The sequence below is a fragment of the Dryocola clanedunensis genome (assembly GCF_038405435.1).
GTDB lineage: Bacteria > Pseudomonadota > Gammaproteobacteria > Enterobacterales > Enterobacteriaceae > Dryocola > Dryocola clanedunensis_A.
The window spans coordinates 179725-196325 of record NZ_JBBYHZ010000002.1 but is presented as its reverse complement, the minus strand read 5'-3'; the positions used below and the strand labels follow the sequence as shown (position 1 = coordinate 196325).

Annotated in this window: 16 protein-coding genes and 1 pseudogene; 11 read left to right on the top strand and 6 right to left on the bottom strand. The window is 53.0% G+C overall.

Annotated features, from left to right (window positions below; all coding sequences use genetic code 11):
- Positions 1 to 10 precede the first annotated feature (10 nt).
- Entirely contained in the window at positions 11 to 1183 is a 1173-nt protein-coding gene (manA, locus tag AAE045_RS04980; RefSeq protein ID WP_455546735.1) for a mannose-6-phosphate isomerase, read from the top strand.
- Positions 1184 to 1313: 130 nt separating this feature from the next.
- The gene (locus AAE045_RS04975) at positions 1314 to 2831 is read left to right on the top strand and encodes a YdgA family protein (RefSeq protein ID WP_455546734.1); all 1518 of its coding nucleotides are present in this window, start codon (positions 1314 to 1316) and stop codon (positions 2829 to 2831) included.
- A 154-nt stretch (positions 2832 to 2985) separates the two neighbouring features.
- Here AAE045_RS04975 and AAE045_RS04970 read toward each other — a convergent pair whose 3' ends face one another.
- Both AAE045_RS04970 and AAE045_RS04965 read right to left on the bottom strand, forming a co-directional pair.
- On the bottom strand, positions 2986 to 4020 hold the full coding sequence (locus AAE045_RS04970) for an aldo/keto reductase (RefSeq protein ID WP_455547167.1): 1035 nt from the start codon (positions 4018 to 4020) through the stop codon (positions 2986 to 2988).
- A gap of 263 nt (positions 4021 to 4283) precedes the next feature.
- Positions 4284 to 5318: a Mal regulon transcriptional regulator MalI gene (locus tag AAE045_RS04965; protein ID WP_455546733.1), complete on the bottom strand. Its 1035-nt coding sequence runs from the start codon at positions 5316 to 5318 to the stop codon at positions 4284 to 4286.
- A 188-nt stretch (positions 5319 to 5506) separates the two neighbouring features.
- On the opposite strand from AAE045_RS04965, the gene malX reads away from it, so the two are divergent.
- Both malX and AAE045_RS04955 read left to right on the top strand, forming a co-directional pair.
- Positions 5507 to 7099 (top strand): maltose/glucose-specific PTS transporter subunit IIBC, encoded by a 1593-nt coding sequence (gene malX, locus AAE045_RS04960; RefSeq protein ID WP_455546732.1) that lies wholly within the window; start codon positions 5507 to 5509, stop codon positions 7097 to 7099.
- 47 nt (positions 7100 to 7146) lie between these two features.
- Positions 7147 to 8319, top strand: a complete 1173-nt coding sequence (locus AAE045_RS04955; RefSeq protein WP_455546731.1) for a MalY/PatB family protein — start codon at positions 7147 to 7149, stop codon at positions 8317 to 8319.
- Positions 8320 to 8508: 189 nt separating this feature from the next.
- Here the strand turns inward: AAE045_RS04955 and AAE045_RS04950 are convergent, their stop codons facing one another.
- Entirely contained in the window at positions 8509 to 8898 is a 390-nt protein-coding gene (locus AAE045_RS04950) for a HumD family translesion DNA polymerase (protein WP_455546730.1), read from the bottom strand.
- On the bottom strand, positions 8898 to 9137 hold the full coding sequence (locus tag AAE045_RS04945; protein WP_455546729.1) for a DNA polymerase V: 240 nt from the start codon (positions 9135 to 9137) through the stop codon (positions 8898 to 8900). Before AAE045_RS04945 ends, AAE045_RS04950 begins: the two co-directional genes overlap by 1 nt.
- Positions 9138 to 9268: 131 nt before the next feature.
- Here AAE045_RS04945 and AAE045_RS04940 point away from each other — a divergent pair, with 131 nt between their 5' ends.
- Positions 9269 to 10408 (top strand): acyltransferase family protein, encoded by a 1140-nt coding sequence (locus AAE045_RS04940; RefSeq protein ID WP_455546728.1) that lies wholly within the window; start codon positions 9269 to 9271, stop codon positions 10406 to 10408.
- Here the strand turns inward: AAE045_RS04940 and AAE045_RS04935 are convergent, their stop codons facing one another.
- Positions 10409 to 11545, bottom strand: a complete 1137-nt coding sequence (locus AAE045_RS04935) for a hypothetical protein (RefSeq protein WP_455546727.1) — start codon at positions 11543 to 11545, stop codon at positions 10409 to 10411.
- A 99-nt stretch (positions 11546 to 11644) separates the two neighbouring features.
- On the opposite strand from AAE045_RS04935, the pseudogene AAE045_RS04930 reads away from it, so the two are divergent.
- The 6 genes and pseudogenes from AAE045_RS04930 to add form a co-directional block, all read left to right on the top strand.
- Positions 11645 to 11833, top strand: a pseudogene (locus AAE045_RS04930) (hypothetical protein); the annotation flags it as partial.
- Positions 11830 to 12372 carry a hypothetical protein gene (locus AAE045_RS04925; protein ID WP_455546726.1) on the top strand — a complete coding sequence of 181 codons (543 nt, stop codon included), beginning with the start codon at positions 11830 to 11832 and terminating at the stop codon, positions 12370 to 12372. The pseudogene AAE045_RS04930 and the gene AAE045_RS04925, both read left to right, overlap by 4 nt.
- A 45-nt stretch (positions 12373 to 12417) precedes the next feature.
- Positions 12418 to 12666, top strand: a complete 249-nt coding sequence (locus AAE045_RS04920) for a DNA polymerase III subunit theta (RefSeq protein ID WP_455546725.1) — start codon at positions 12418 to 12420, stop codon at positions 12664 to 12666.
- Positions 12663 to 12956 (top strand): hypothetical protein, encoded by a 294-nt coding sequence (locus AAE045_RS04915; protein WP_455546724.1) that lies wholly within the window; start codon positions 12663 to 12665, stop codon positions 12954 to 12956. Before AAE045_RS04920 ends, AAE045_RS04915 begins: the two co-directional genes overlap by 4 nt.
- 293 nt (positions 12957 to 13249) lie before the next feature.
- Entirely contained in the window at positions 13250 to 14413 is a 1164-nt protein-coding gene (locus AAE045_RS04910) for a site-specific integrase (protein WP_455546723.1), read from the top strand.
- Between the two features lie 93 nt (positions 14414 to 14506).
- Positions 14507 to 15508, top strand: coding sequence for an adenosine deaminase (add, locus tag AAE045_RS04905; RefSeq protein ID WP_455546722.1), 1002 nt, complete (start codon positions 14507 to 14509; stop codon positions 15506 to 15508).
- Between the two features lie 47 nt (positions 15509 to 15555).
- Here the strand turns inward: add and AAE045_RS04900 are convergent, their stop codons facing one another.
- Positions 15556 to 16599 carry an oxidoreductase gene (locus tag AAE045_RS04900; protein ID WP_455546721.1) on the bottom strand — a complete coding sequence of 348 codons (1044 nt, stop codon included), beginning with the start codon at positions 16597 to 16599 and terminating at the stop codon, positions 15556 to 15558.
- Positions 16600 to 16601 lie beyond the last annotated feature (2 nt).

Here is a 16601-nt window from a genome sequence, read left to right as displayed (position 1 = left end):
GGCCTTGATAATGCAAAAATTAATCAACGCAGTACAAAATTATGCGTGGGGAAGCAAAACCGCCTTAACTGAACTTTACGGCGTGCAAAACCCCGACAACCTGCCAATGGCGGAGCTGTGGATGGGGGCGCACCCAAAAAGTAGTTCTAAGGTCCTGATAGATGGCCAGCCGCGTTCCCTGCGCGACGTTATCGATGCGGATCAGAATTCAGCCCTTGGCGCTGCCGTTGCCGAACGTTTCCGCGAGCTGCCGTTCCTGTTTAAAGTTCTGTGTGCCGATCAGCCCCTCTCTATTCAGGTGCATCCGAACAAAAAAGCCTCCGAGCTGGGCTTTGCAAAAGAAAACGCGGATGGGATCCCGCTGGATGCCGCCGAACGTAACTACAAAGATCCAAACCATAAGCCCGAGCTGGTCTTCGCCCTTACGCCATTCCTCGCGATGAACGCCTTCCGTGAATTCTCTGACATCGTCTCGCTTTTACAGCCTGTCTCAGGCGCGCACACCGCCATCGCGCATTTCCTTGAGAAGCCAGGCGCCGAGCGTTTAGCGCAGCTGTTCGCCAGCCTGCTGAATATGCAGGGCGAAGAGAAATCCCGCGCGCTGGGCGTGCTGAAAGCCGCGCTGAATAATCAGCAGGGTGAGCCGTGGGAAACGATCCGCGTCATCTCCGAATTCTATCCGGACGACAGCGGCCTGTTCTCTCCGCTGCTGCTGAACGTCGTTAAGCTCGAACCGGGCGAAGCGATGTTCCTGTTCGCCGAAACCCCGCACGCCTACCTGAAAGGCGTTGCGCTGGAAGTTATGGCCAACTCGGATAACGTGCTGCGCGCGGGCCTGACGCCAAAGTACATCGATATCCCTGAACTTGTCGCCAACGTGAAGTTCGAGCCAAAGCCAGCCGGTGAGCTGCTGACCCAGCCGCAGCAAAACGGCAGCGAGCTGGACTTCCCGATCCCGGTAGATGACTTCGCCTTCTCCCTGCACGATTTAAACGCGACCCCCGCCACGCTGGCGCAGGACAGCGCAGCAATTATTTTCTGTGTGGAAGGCGAAGCGGTACTGAGCAAGGGTGAACAGCAGCTGGTGCTTAAGCCGGGTGAATCGGCGTTTATTGCAGCTAACGAATCTCCTGTAGCCGCAAGCGGCGTGGGCCGTATCGCCCGCGTCTTCAATAAGCTCTGATTACAAGTAACTTACTGATCTTTTACGTCTGGATTGCTAAGCTTACGGCACTGGTTTTCTGAAACGCCCGCGGGCGTTTTTCATTCGTCGCCCGGCCAACTGCCGGGCGCGACTTAAAATGGACGACACGATGAAAAAATCTCTGGTAGCGGTAGGTGTGATAGTAGCGCTGGGCGTGGTGTGGACGGGCACCGCCTGGTACACCGGCAAACAGCTGGAAGGTCGGATGGCGGAGATGATCGCCAACGCTAACGCCGAATTAAACAATGCCTCACCGGAGTCTGGCCTGGCCGTGAGCTATCAGGATTATCACCGCGGTCTGTTCCACAGCAGCATGCAGCTGGTGATAAAGCCTGTGCCGGGCAAAGAAAGCGCGTTCCTGAAGCCGGATCAAAGCATCGTTTTTGCTGAAACTATAGATCACGGCCCGTTCCCGTTTGCCCAGCTGAAAAAATTCAATCTGATACCAAGCATGGCCTCTATTCATACCGTGCTGGTAAACAACCCAACAACCAAACCGCTGTTTGATATCACCGCCGGCAAGTCGTTCATTGACGCACAAACCCGCGTTGGCTACAGCGGCGCAACCGCCTCTGATATTGACCTGCTTCCACTGAACTACGCCAAAGGTGAGGACAAAATTTCCTTCAGCGGCGGCCAGTTCTCCGCGGACGTGGACGGCGACGGCAATAAAATCGCCGTTAACGGCGAAGCGAAAAGCGGCCTGATCAATACCGTGAACCAGTATGGCCAGCACGTGCAGATGACCTTCAACGGCGTGACTACCGACGGCAGCAGCCAGCGCACCGAATTTGACGAGCGCGTCGGCGAGCAGAAAGCCTCTATCGATAAGCTGGCTATCGCCATTGAAGGCAAAGAGATGGCGGTGCTGGAAGGCTTTAAAATCAACGCAAAATCTGACGTGCAGGACGATAAAAAGCATCTTACCGGCCAGGTTGACTACGTCGTCGACGCGCTGAAAGTGCAGAACCAGAACGTCGGCAGCGGCAAGCTCACCCTTAAAGTCGGCAATATCGACGGCGCAGCGATGCACGAGTTCAGCCAGAAATACAATGCCGAGTCCCAGAAGCTGCTTGCGGATCCGGCCATTGCGCAGAACCCGGAACTCTATCAGCAGAAGCTGGTAGACGTGCTGGCGGCCAACCTGCCGCTGCTGCTGAAGGGCAACCCGGTTATCACCGTGGCGCCGCTGAGCTGGAAGAATGCGAAAGGGGAAAGCACCTTTAACCTCTCCCTCTATCTGAAGGATCCTGCTGGCGCTACCGGCCCGGCAAACAGCCCGGAAGAGCAGCTTGACCGCTACGTGAAGTCTCTCGACAGCAAGCTGGTGATCCCAATGGATATGGCAACCGAACTGATGACCCAGGTCGCGCAGCTGGAAGGCTACAAGCAGGAAGATGCGGCTAAGCTTGCGGACCAGCAGATCAAAGGCCTTGCGGCAATGGGCCAGATGTTCCGCGTAACTAAAGTGGAAAACAACAACATTACCACCAGCCTGCAGTACGGCAGCGGCAAGGTCACCCTGAACGGCCAGCAGATGTCGCTGGGCGATCTGGTAGGCATGTTTGCGCTGCCGGGCATGGACGGTGCAGCACCGGCTCCCGAGCTGGAAGCACCGGCGCATTAAGCTTCAGGTTTGGTAGGGTGGATTAGCGTCAGCGACATCCACCGTAGCCAGTTGCAACAGCAGGTGAAATTGTCGGGTGAAGTAATGCTCACCCGACCTACATCGACATTTAAGTGATTATTACACTTAGCCTCTAAGCCCGATCGACACTATCTCAACGTATAGCTCGTGCAGCCTTATCAATTAACTCATGTTTTCCACCGCCCAGAGATGGAATGGATGCGGCAACAACGTCGTGCGGAAAACCGAGTGAGATAGCGCTCGCCGCATCCAGACGTGCGATTTGTTCAGTAGTGAGCTGAACATCTACCGACGCTAGATTATCTGCCAGCTGTTCTTCCGTACGTGGACCGATAATCGGCAGTGTTCCTTTGGCAATCACCCATGCGATGGCGATTTGCCCTGGCGGATACCCTGTTTCTTCCGCAATTGCCAGTACGGCATCAACGGTGGCGATTTTTATCTGATTGCTCTCATCATGAATGACCGCCCCCAGCCCCTGCGCCCGGCCAGATTCGCCCTTGCGATATTTTCCGGTAAGCAGACCGCCTCCTAAGGGTGACCAGCTTACCGTCCCCAGGTTAAATCCTGCCGCCATGGGTAACAGCTCGCGTTCTGCGGAGCGCTCCACGAGGCTGTACTCCAGCTGCACGGCAGATATAGGGGACCAACCCCGAAGCTCCGCCAGGGTGGCGGCCGTGGCTACCCGCCACGCCGGGAAATCCGACAGCCCCGCATAAAGGATTTTGCCGGAGCGGATAAGATCGTCGAGGGCCTTCGCAATTTCATCAACGGGCGTGACGCCATCAGGCATATGCACCCAGAACAAATCGATACGGTCGGTTTTCAGGCGCCTTAAGCTTGCTTCAAGGGAGTTGATCATCGATTTGCGGCTATTACCGCTGTGCTGTAGCCCCGACTCAGGCGAGTCGCCAAGTGAATATTTCGTGGCAAGGATAATATCTTCGCGGTCGACAGCGATAAACTCGCTGAGCATAGCCTCAGATTGCCCAAACTGGTACTGATCGGCCGTATCAATGAAATTGCCGCCCGCTTCACGGTAGCGGGTGTAAATATTACGAGCGGCGTCCTTGTCCGCCCCATAGCCCCAGCCATTGCCAAAATTGCCCGTACCAAGAGCAAGAGTCGACGCTCTGAGACCTGTATTTCCAAAGATTCGATAGCGCATAGCTTCAACCTCCAGCATTCAGTTTCCTGAAAGGAATTAGGATTGTCTGAACACAGGGGTAGCCGCCGACAGCGCAGGTTACAGAGCACCCATACCCAGAACGTAGACTTAACATCCATGACAATTCTGGCTATCAGCCGAAAACCTGCGGGTGACCGGAATGCTTATTACACAGCATTTTAGTTTATTGAGTGTAGTTCACAGAAATTCACCGGACCACGTCATAGCAGGCACGGTGGCGAGCGGGTCGGCTCACGAGATTTTTAGCTCTTCCGCACCACAAGCCGTGCGGGCATGATCTGGTTTCGCGCTTCGTCATCGCCGCTTTGCGCACGCTGCAAAACACGCAGGCCCGCGCTGCGGCCAATCTCGCGGGCTGGCGTAGAAACCCAGGTCAGCGGCAAATCGTCCAGCTCCTCATCCATGACTTCCGCAAACGCTGCCAGCGCAACGTGGCGATCGTAATAGCTGTCCAGGCTGCCTTCTCCGCTCTGACGACCCGCGCGCAGCAGCCCAAACCATGCGCCCATAGCGATGGTGCTGTTGTGGCAAAGCACGGCGGTAATCGTGGGGTTATGCTGCAGGAGCGTGGTGATGGCGTCTGCGGCCTGCTTCTGGCTTGATTCGCACTCCAGTATCCATTCGCTGTGAAACGGCAGGCCGTATTTCAGCAGCGTCGAGCAGTAGCCGCCCAGGCGTTCGGCGCGGGTAAGTGACGATCCTCTTCCCCCCAGCCAGGCAATGCGCTGATGCCCGCGCTTAATCAAATGTTCTGTGACCAGCTGAGCCGCCTGCATGTTATCCGGGCGGATGATGTCGGCCTCTTCGAGATAGCTCGCGCGTGAGGCAAACACCAGCGGCAGGCTTTTTTGATCCGCAAGCTCCCTGAGTTCAGCGCCCTGTCCTGCCGCCCCGGCAATAATAATGCCGTCTACGCCCTGGGAAACCAGCGTGTCGAAACAGCGCTGCATGTGCTGACCCTGCGCGCCGCTCTGCGTCAGGAAAAGCAGTTTGCCCTGTTTTTCCAGCTCGTCCGTTAATCCCGCCGTCAGTTCGGCATAAAAACGATTACAGAGATCGCGCACGATCAGGCCTATTACCCCACTTTGCCCGCCGCGCAGCGATACAGCCTGGCGATTACGCACGAAGCCCAGCTTTTCGATAGCTTCGTTAACCCGCGCGCCCGTTGCCGCGGAAATACGCCCTTTACCGCTTAATACCAGCGAAACGGTTGCCACCGAAACGCCTGCGGCGCTGGCAACGTCATTGATAGTGATTTTTTTGGCCATCGTGGTCATGGGCGGGGATGATTCTCCATAAATCAGGGATGCCATAGGATAAAACGTTTTACCTGCCTGAGCACATTAGGCGCGTTGCGTCGTTTTTAATCTGTGAGCTGACGCGCAATAAAATCAGGTTAAACGTTTTATCATCCGCTCAGTTTCGTACTGTTACTATCTTTTATCAACCGGGAACAGGAGTCGTTATGGCGGCTAATACACCACAAAAAATTACGCTTTGGGAGTTTTTTCAAAACCTTGGCAAAACCTTCATGCTGCCGGTGGCGCTGCTGTCGTTCTGCGGGATCATGCTGGGGATCGGCAGCTCTTTAAGCAGCCATGACGTCGTCACGCTGCTCCCTGCGCTGGGTAACCCGGTGCTGCAGCTCATCTTCGTGTGGATGAGCAAAGTCGGCTCCTTCGCCTTCAGCTTCCTGCCTATTATGTTCTGTATCGCAATCCCGCTGGGGCTGGCGAGCGAGAATAAAGGCGTCGCCGCCTTTGCCGGTTTTGTCGGCTACGTGGTGATGAACCTGGGCGTTAACTTCTGGCTGACTGCGAAAGGCATCCTGCCCACTACCGATGCCGCGATTCTGAAAGCGAACAACATTCAGAGCATCCTCGGCATTCAGTCTATTGATACCGGGATCCTGGGCGCGGTCATCGCGGGCGTGATTGTGGCAATGCTGCACAAACGCTTCCACAACATCCGCCTGCCGGACGCGCTGGCCTTCTTTGGCGGCACCCGCTTTGTGCCGATTATTACTACCGTGGTGATGGGTCTCGTCGGCCTGGTTATCCCGTTAATCTGGCCGGTATTTGCAGCCGGGATCACCGGAATTGGCAATGTGATCAACAGCGCTGGCATCTTCGGGCCAATGATCTTCGGCACCGGCGAGCGTCTTCTGCTGCCGTTTGGTCTGCAGCACATCCTGGTAGCGCTGATTCGCTTTACCGAGGCTGGCGGCACCATGGACGTCTGCGGCCACAGCGTCAGCGGCGCACTGACCATCTTCCAGGCGCAGCTGAGCTGCCCGACGGTGCACGGCTTCTCTGAAAGCGCGACCCGCTTCCTGTCGCAGGGTAAAATGCCTGCCTTCCTGGGCGGCCTGCCGGGCGCGGCGCTGGCGATGTACCACTGTGCCCGTCCTGAAAACCGTCATAAAATTAAAGGCCTGCTTATTTCCGGCGTTATCGCCTGCGTCGTGGGCGGCACCACTGAACCGCTGGAATTCCTGTTCCTGTTCGTTGCTCCGGTTCTTTACCTCATCCACGCCCTGCTGACCGGCCTCGGCTTCACCATTATGGCGGTGCTGGGCGTGACTATCGGCAACACCGACGGCAATATCATCGACTTCGTGGTCTTTGGCATCCTGCACGGCCTGTCCACCAAGTGGTATATGGTGCCGGTCGTAGCGGCTATCTGGTTCGCGGGCTACTACGTTATCTTCCGCTTCGCAATTACCCGCTTTAACATTAAAACGCCGGGCCGCGATATCGACACCACCACCAGCGCTGAAAAAGCGCTTGCGGGTCAGGTTGGCAAATCCGGCTATAACGTACCGGCTATGCTGGCGGCGCTGGGCGGCGCGGAAAACGTCGTCACGCTGGATAACTGCATCACCCGCCTGCGTATGACGGTGAAAGATATGGCGCTGGTCGACAGCGCGGCGCTGAAAAACCTGCGTGCCATCGGCGTTGTACAGCTTAACCAGCACAACCTGCAGGTAGTCATCGGCCCACAGGTTCAGTCGGTAAAAGATGAAATGGCAAGCCTGATGAGCACGGCTCAGGCGTAAATAAGAAGCGGGCACTTAATACGGTGCCCGCTCTTCTGCGAGGTGTTATGTTCGATTTTTCCGTTCCCGTTGACCGCCACGGAACCTGGTGCACACAGTGGGATTATGTGGCAGACCGTTTCGGTGCCCCCGACCTGCTTCCGTTCACCATCTCCGATATGGATTTCCCCACCGCCCCGGTCATTCTCTCCGCCGTCCAGCAGCGTCTGGCGCACGGCGTGCTCGGCTACAGCCGCTGGAAGAATGATGATTTCATCGGTGCCATCGCCCACTGGTATCAGCAGCGTTTTAGCAGCGAAATCGATCCCGAGAGCGTGGTCTACGGCCCTTCCGTGATTTACATGGTTTCTCAGCTGATTCGCCAGTGGTCCGAGCCGGGCGACGCGGTGCTGATTCACACTCCGGCCTACGATGCTTTTTATAAAGCGATTGAGGGGAACGGGCGCGAAGTGCTGAGCGCGCCGCTGCACAGTACGGCCACAGGCTGGATATGTGATATGGACGCCCTTGAGGCCCAGCTCGCAAAACCGCAGTGCAAAATCATGCTGCTGTGCAGCCCACAGAATCCGACCGGGAAAGTGTGGACGCGCGCAGAGCTGGAAACAATGGCGGCGCTTTGTGAACGCCACGGCGTGCGCGTGATAAGCGATGAAATTCATATGGATATGGTCTGGGAAGGCAACCACCACACGCCGTGGTGCGAAGTGGGCAAAGGCGGCTGGGCGCTGCTGACGTCCGGCTCCAAAAGCTTCAATATTCCGGCGCTTACCGGCGCGTATGGGCTAATCAACGATGAAAAGGATCGTCTCGGCTACCTGAGCGTGCTTAAGGGTCAGGACGGTCTCTCATCCCCGGCGGTATTGGCGCTGGTTGCGCATATTGCCGCCTACCGGCAGGGTGAGCCGTGGCTCGACGCCCTGCGCGCCTATTTGCAGGAGAATCTCAGATACGTCGCGGATACCCTGAATCAGGAGTTTGCGCAACTCAACTGGCAGCCGCCGCAGTCCACCTATCTGGCGTGGATCGATCTTCGCCCGCTGGGCCTGGATGACGGGGAGCTGCAAAAAGCGATGATCGAGCAGCAAAAAGTCGCCATCATGCCGGGATACACCTACGGCGAAGAAGGAAACGGTTTTATCCGCCTGAACTGCGGCTGCCCGAGGGTGAAGCTGGAAGAAGGCGTGAAGCGACTGATTGCCGCCATTAAATCACTGCAATAATATACGCGGGGAGGCTACTCCCCTTTTATTTGCGCAACTAATTGCTGCCAGCCGATAGCAATTCTCCCGTGAATGTTTTTATAATTTCATACACCCCTATTCAATACAGTCACTTACAGCATAAGACCGCGCTCACACGTTACATGTTGCCTTAAGTCACCTCGCCCGAGCATACCTGGCACAAATGTGTCACATCACCGGCACATCGTCGAACTCACCGCTGCGGGCATCGTTCAGTATCCACGTAACTACGCCGTAAACGACATCATCCGGATCGCCATCGACATATCCCGGCAACGGATACGTAGTTTGAAGATTGTCGATGTTCTCCAGGTGTGGAGACGGATACTTGCGGAAGCGGCGCATCTTGAACTCACCTTGATGCGCACAGACGACGATTGAGCCATCGATGGGGTTACGCGCCATATCAACAACAAGCAACGCATCTTTCATGATACCGGCCCGCCATTGCGGTTCGCTTGCACGGAACAGATACGTGCTGCTCGGACGGCTCACCAAGTGTCTGTCGAGGTTTACGCGCTCTTGCAGAAAGTCTGCAGCCGGAGAAGGAAAGCCCATTATCGCACCCCGCCCATGTTCATCATGAAGTAAACTTTGTTCACGCCTTCATGCGGCGTGTAATCGCGGAACGAGCCCTGATAGAAAGATATCCACTCGTTAGCCTGTTTCAGCGACCAGTGGTGATTGACCTTTTCAAGCTCGCGCACAAAGTCAGCAGCTGATACTACCTGACCCCTTACCGGGTCTTGCTTGATGGCACTGACGAACGCCCCTCTGATGTCATAGTCTCGCGGCATGATGAACTCCTTTGTCAAAATACTGTATGCATAAACAGTATTTCAAAACTGGTAGTTGATCAAGTGCTGATCAGATTCATCCTGGATGATAAACTAACGGAAACACACGCTGATAGCACTGCAGGATAATGATGAAAGATAAGCTTCTGTATATTGAAGGGATTCGAGGGGTAGCATGCTTCATGGTTGTGCTGTCTCATTTAGCTCTGGTGTTTTATCCTGGGCTGCATGAGCACGATTTAATTATCCACGGATGGGAGCGTGTTATCTATGACAGCCCATTGCCATTTTTCTATTCTGGCACGGCCGCTGTTTACATTTTCTTTGTGCTAAGCGGTTATGTCCTTACCTTTGGGATCATGAAGAATAAGGATATATTAGCTTCCATTTCCATGATGACAATTCGTAGGTATTTCAGATTAGCCCCACCAGTTGTAGCATCTTGTATCCTAGCGTATGTTGCTCTGAATTTCATTGGTTCTGATACTAGCGCCCTTTCTGCGTGGGCTCAAAGCTATGGTAAGTTTGAACCTACATTCTTCGGTGCTATTTACTCGGGATTGGTTGAAACTTTTTTCAGGGGTGGGTCTAACTACAATCCTGTTCTTTGGACAATGAAAATAGAATTGATAGGTTCATTCATTGTATTCTATTACTGCGCAGTATCGTCTAAAGTTAATAGGAAATTTGTAGTAGCACTGCTTTTCTCGTTGTGCATATCACTGCTGCCAATTTCTCAAATTGAGAAATATAGTTATCTATGTTTTATTTTTGGAGCTTATATTAGCGGGGTTGACATTAGATTACCTTTAAAAATGGCCTTGCCTTTTCTTATTGTTGGCGCATATTTTGGAGGTGTGCATTATGGTTCATCTGCTTACTCCATGGTGATAGGGTTTGTTTCATTCAGTGTTCTAGGTGAAATGATAAATGCATACTATTTATTTTGTGCTTTTTCAGGCGTTCTGGTTGTGATGTCTATTATCTCAAATGAATCATTATCTAGACTATTTAGTGGGAAGATTGTTGTTTATTCTGGAAAGGTTTCTTTTTCAGTTTATCTAATACACATGCCGATTATTTATTTAATATCTCCATTTATATTTAACTCATTTTTAAATGAATTGGGCTATTTTTATGCATCCTTAACCTCATCATTCTTGACAGTGTTTGTTATTTACATGGCATCAAATGCCTTTTATAAGGCATTTGACTTCCAATCTATTAAACTTTCTAAGGCTGCATTTACATCTATGAGGCCGATAGTCTAATCATAGCGGTGTGAAGTGAGCGCCATTAGTTACTAGTGGCGCATCCATGATTGACCCTACCGAAGTTACATAAGTGTTTGCCCCGTCTACTTGCCCAACATGAAGATTTGAAAGAGAACCATCTACAATCAAATCACCAGCATTAAAAACCACTGACAGCCTTTTCGCGTATTGGTTTATTATCGTGAAAACTGATGTACTTACCAGCGGGTCCTGCTGTCCAATAACTCCCATGAAAGAAATGATGCTCAAGCTCCCGTTATATACAGCACCATCAGCCATTGATATTCTTATCTGCGCACCCTTAACACCTTCTGATGCGCACGAGTTAATAGTTAAGTTATGAGGGTTATAAAATGAATATGCTGATGCAATTGTCTCGCTTGTACCTGTCATAGGGAGTATGTTATCTGCTGTACAGCATGTCATGGTTGAGTATTGCAACGCCGCAATAAGAAAACCAAGTTGATAATTAGCAACTTGAACCATGTTCATCACATTACTTGTTCCAGATAAGTGATAAATACTACCCCTTAACTTAGCAAGGCTAAATCCGCAGTACTGCCCGATTCCTAAACCAAGGAACTGTACAGACTCAAATATATTAGACCAGCAATCCTCCCCCCAGAAACCAAAATTACCGCACTCAAAACGCAAATCCTTTATCAAAGACACCGCCATTTTTTGACACCAGAACCCATAAGCTGGCGCATTATTTCTGTCTGCTATATTCTTTCTCCTAAAGGTCATCCCTGTCAAATTTGCGAAAACACAGTATGATGACTCATCAGTGCCATCTGGTGCATATGCATCAGGGATAGACAAAGCGAGCGCATCAAAGGAAGCGCCTGTAGAAACAGTGAATTTATTATTTGTTGTTTTTTCGAAAATTGTTTTTTGTTTTCCAGCACCAACGAAACCACTTCTAGAATAAACTGGAATGCCAGTACTGTATTGAATTACACCTGCTGGAGCCTTCATCGCAACGCTATTGGTTTTGCCATACAGTGCTGATTTTTCAATCTCCGCCTGATTATCAACATTGCTATTTGGCCTCACGCCAAACCAAGTAATGCAAGGCTCACCTCTGTTCATCCTGACCCATGACAATGTGCCCGTTAACGGAACGATCGTCACGCCATAATCCTCAATAAGCGACTGTTTTCTTACTGCCTGGAAGTAACCACCTCCATAATGAATATCTTCCTCTGAACTACTAGCCGCTGACGCAACACCCCTGCTAATACAAACGTGCTGCTATTTGATGCAGGTGGCGAAGGTTTGCTAATTGGCTGGCGCTCTTTGTGGTACGGGCTTGGACAGGTTGAAACCGGCGAATGGGAATGGACGTTCCAAATTGAAGGGATGACCAATCTCGAAATAACCCACTGGGCACCAATTCCAAAAGAGCCGGAGGCTTTATGAGCAATCTGAACAATGAGCGCGCCAGCGATGCCGATATTCAGCAGATAATCGACAGCACCGAGAAAGGCACCACGATGTTTGTTACTAGCTGGGCATTCTACCTCATGGCTAAGGAGCTAAAAGCAGCAAGAAAGACGCTTACGCACCTGTTTTATACATGGAACGGTGGAGAGCAGTGGAAACCTCCGTTGGGCCTGCCGCCGTCATATATCAGCAACGACCGTGCAGAGCTGGAAGAATACCGAAAAGCCAGCAAGGAGCCGATTGCATGGTTGAATGAGGATGAACTGCCAGAGAACTACCCATATGACGAAATGTTCCCATTTTCAAAAGTGGATATCGTGCGCCTATTCCCTGTGTATGCCCCACAGAAAGCCCCACCACTACAGGCTGTTACTGTGCCGGATGAACAAACATGGGAAGAATTGTGCATAGAGAATCCCGAGATGACCATGGGTGATGCGATTATACGAGCGGCATCATGGAACGCCTGTCGTTCCGCCATGCTCGCCGCCGCCCCGCAGCCATTAGGAAAATAGCCCGCCTCTCACGCTCGCTATATACTCTCTGCAACGGAGGGTTATATGACAGACTTCAACATTGCAGCAAAATCAGAAGATGAGCGCGATAAGGTTAACGTAGACTTAGCTGCGGCTGGCGTTGCGTACAAAGAGCGCATGAACATGCCGGTAGTCGCGGAGATGGTTGCGCGTGAGCAGCCGGAGCATCTGAAGCAATACTTCATTGAGCGACTTGCTCACTATCGTGAAGTGTCGAAGCAGTCACCGAACGGCAATGCGCCGGTCTATCAGAAGGTGGAGGAAGGGAAATGAGTGAAGTGGAATACACCTTGGTTGGTGGGGAATTTACTGGTGAAAAAACAGTTGATGCCTACCCTGCGGATAGAATCACTTACCCGCGTTCTGGCGGCGTTCTGGTTTCGTCACATGATGGTAATGTTCGCCAGCAGCCACAAGAACCAACAAATACATTTACCGTTCTCAAGCCTGATATTGTTATTAAAGGAAAGCGTTATGCGGTGGCAATTCTCTCACCTGAGCAGCCAATGACATCTCATATCGAGGCGGCAGTAAGAGCTTCTGGTGCTAAACCCTTAGACTGACAGCAATACTAAAATTTACCAACGAACCTCGCCACGGCGGGGTTTTTTATTGCCTGGAGGAAACCAATGGAACGAGTAAGCCTGACAAGGCGTGAAGCAGCTGCTTTCATCGGTATAGATGAGGATGCACTGACGCAATGGTGTAAAGCGGGCCGTATCGCCTACACCAGAAAGAATCCCACGAAGAAGAACTCCCCTTACCTTTTCACCCGTACGGCATGTCTTGCCGCACTTAACGATCCGATCCACACTGTGGCCGTGAGCGCGGCTGATGAACATGGAGATAGAAAAACATGTCAATCTTCCGCAGGGGCGAAGTCTGGTACGCCAGTTACACAGCGCCGGATGGTAGCCGTATTAGACAGTCTCTTGGCACAACGGACAAGCGACAGGCGAGTGAGCTCCACGACAGACTAAAGGCTGAGGCCTGGAGGGTAAGCCGCCTTGGTGAAATCACAGACATAACCTTTGAAGAGGCATGTGTCAGATGGATTGAGGAGAAGGCGCACAAGAAAGCGCTGAATGCCGATAAAAGCCGCATCCGGTTCTGGCTGCAACACTTCTCAGGTATGTACCTTAGCGAAATAACCGAGGATAAGATTTACTCAGCTGTCAAAGGGATGATGAACAGATCGGTCGAGATTAAGTGGAAGATGAGCGTTGATGCCGCAAAAAGAAAGGGAAAGGAAGTGCCGGTTTTGAAGCCAAAGGAATCAGCTCAGGGAACGAAGACGGCAACACTCGCATTCATCAAAGCTCTGTTGCGTGCTGCAGAACGTGACTGGAAGGTGCTGGAGAAAGCGCCGATCATCAAAGTTCCTACGCCGAAGAACAGAAGTATTCGATGGCTGGAGCCGCATGAAGCTATGAGGCTGATTGAAGTATGCAAAGAGCCGCTAAAGTCCGTTGTAGAGTTTGCCCTCTCCACCGGACTACGGCGTTCCAACATACTCAATCTTGAATGGCAGCAGATCGACATGCAAAGGAAGGTTGCATGGATACATCCAGAACAGAGCAAGTCTAACCGCGCTATTGGCGTAGCGCTTAATGACACTGCTTGTGCTGTCCTGAAAAGGCAGATCGGCAATCATCATAGATGGGTGTTTGTTCATCAGCAAGAATGCACAAGTCCGCAGGGCGTGAAAATGCCTGCAGTAAGGAAGATGAGCGGGAGTATTAACGCAAGATGGAAGCTTGCCATCAAAAAGGCTGGGATTGAGGATTTTAGATTTCACGATTTGAGACACACCTGGGCCAGTTGGTTAGTTCAGGCTGGCGTCCCGGTTTCTGTTCTTCAGGAAATGGGTGGCTGGGAATCGATAGAAATGGTTCGTCGGTATGCACACCTGGCACCTAACCATTTATCTGAGCATTCCCGCAAAATTGACTCACTTTTCTCTGACATCGGCACAGATATGTCCCACGAAGGAGTTTTGATGAAGTTAGCCAGCAAGTAAACACATGTAATATATAGATTATTTGATGCTTGTACACTTACAGTGCGTAGCATTTATAATGTAACGCACTTTAATCAAAAAAAGAGTGCGACCATGATTGATACCTCCCTGCCGTTAACCGATTTGCACCGCCACCTTGATGGCAACATTCGTGCGCAAACCATCCTCGATCTGGGCCGCCAGCATAATTTGCCGCTTCCGGCAGACTCCATCGATGCGTTAATTCCTCACGTCCGGGTTGTCGATACCGCACCAGACCTGGTGAGCTTCCTTTCAAAGCTTGACTGGGGCGTTAAGGTGCTCGCAACGCTTGATGCCTGCCGCCGGGTGGCGTGGGAAAACATTGAAGATGCCGCACGAAACGGACTGGATTACGTCGAGCTGCGTTTCTCGCCGGGCTATATGGCAATGACGCATAACCTGCCGGTTGCCGGCGTGGTGGAGGCGGTAATTGAAGGCGTACGTGAAGGCTGCCGTGACTTTGGCGTTGAGGCGCGTTTAATCGGTATTATGAGCCGGACGTTCGGCGAGGCCGCGTGCCAGGCTGAGCTGGAAGCCCTGTTAGCGCATCGCGACCATATTACGGCGCTGGACCTGGCCGGTGACGAACTTGGCTTCCCAGGCAGCCTGTTCCTCAACCACTTCAACCGCGCGCGGGATGCAGGCTGGCATATCACCGTTCATGCAGGCGAAGCCGCTGGATCTGAAAGCATCTGGCAGGCGATTCGCGAGCTGGGGGCTGAGCGTATTGGTCACGGCGTTAAGGCCATTGAAGATCCGGCGCTGATGGATTTCCTGGCGGAGCAAGGGATTGGCATTGAGTCCTGCCTGACCTCAAACATTCAGACCAGCACGGTGCCGTCGCTGGACAAACATCCGCTGATCAAATTCCTCGACCACGGCGTGCTGGCAACCATCAATACCGACGACCCGGCGGTTCAGGGTATCGACATTATTCATGAATATAACGTTGCAGCGCCTCGTGCAGGCCTGAGCGCGGCGCAGATCCGTACCGCACAGGAGAACGGCTTAAAAATCGCTTTCCTGAGCGAGGCGGAAAAGCAGGCGCTTATCAATAAGGTTCGTGCCGCTTAGCCATTAAAAACGGCCTCGTATTCACGAGGCCGGACGGCAGAGGCGAATTAATTAGCCAGATTCAGCGTCGCACGCTGCTTTGAGGATTCCATACCCAGTTCGATCAGCTCCATCACCTGAATGGCCTGAGCCGCCGGAACGGGGTTTTCACCGTGGCCGGTCAGCGCATCGCGAACACCAGCGTAGTAGGCAGGATAGTTACCCGGCACGGTCAGCAGCGTTTGTTCCGCCATCGCTTCGCCCTGCGCCAGCGTCAGCACTCCGTCACGCATGTCATAGCCCCAGTCCTCCTGCGGCAGACGCTCGCCAGCCTTCAGGCGATCTTCCTGCGGGTCGAGACCATATTTGATATAGCTGCCACGGGTACCGTGCACGATATAACGTGCGGACTCGGCGGCGGCCAGCAGGGAGCCGTGGAGCACAACGCGGCGCTGCGGGTAGGCCAGCACGGCATGGAAGTAGTCCGTAGCCTGCGCGCCCGGGCGAAGCTGCGCCAGGTCGACCGTCAGGCTGACCGGCAGGCCGAACAGGTTCAGCGCCTGGTCGAGAAGATGCGGGCCCAGATCGTACCAGATGCCGCTCCCGACGCCTGCCTGCTCGCGCCAGCGGTTGCGCACCTGGGGACGGAAACGGTCGAAATGGGATTCAAAATAGGCCACTTCCCCCAGCGTGCCGTCGGCCAGCAGGGCTTTCAGGGTCAGGAAGTCGCTGTCCCAGCGGCGGTTGTGGAACACGGAGAGCAGCAGCCCGCGGCTTTTCGCCAGCGCATCCAGCTCGCGCGCTTGTGACAACGTCACGGTAAAGGGTTTATCGACGACCACGTGCTTCCCCGCCTCCAGCGCGGCTTTCGCCAGCGGAAAGTGCGTATCATTTGGGGTAGGAACCACAATGAGATCGATATCCGGGTCGTTAAACAGGTGGTGCGGGTCGGAGACAACGGGCATGTTTGGCCAGTCTGCATGGACTTTTGCCGCATCGCTGCTGGATACCGCAGCAAGCTCCATTCCCGGCGTGCCCACAATGAGCGGCGCATGGAATGTCTTACTGGCGTAGCCGTAGCCGATTAGTCCGACACGAATCTTATCACTCATTT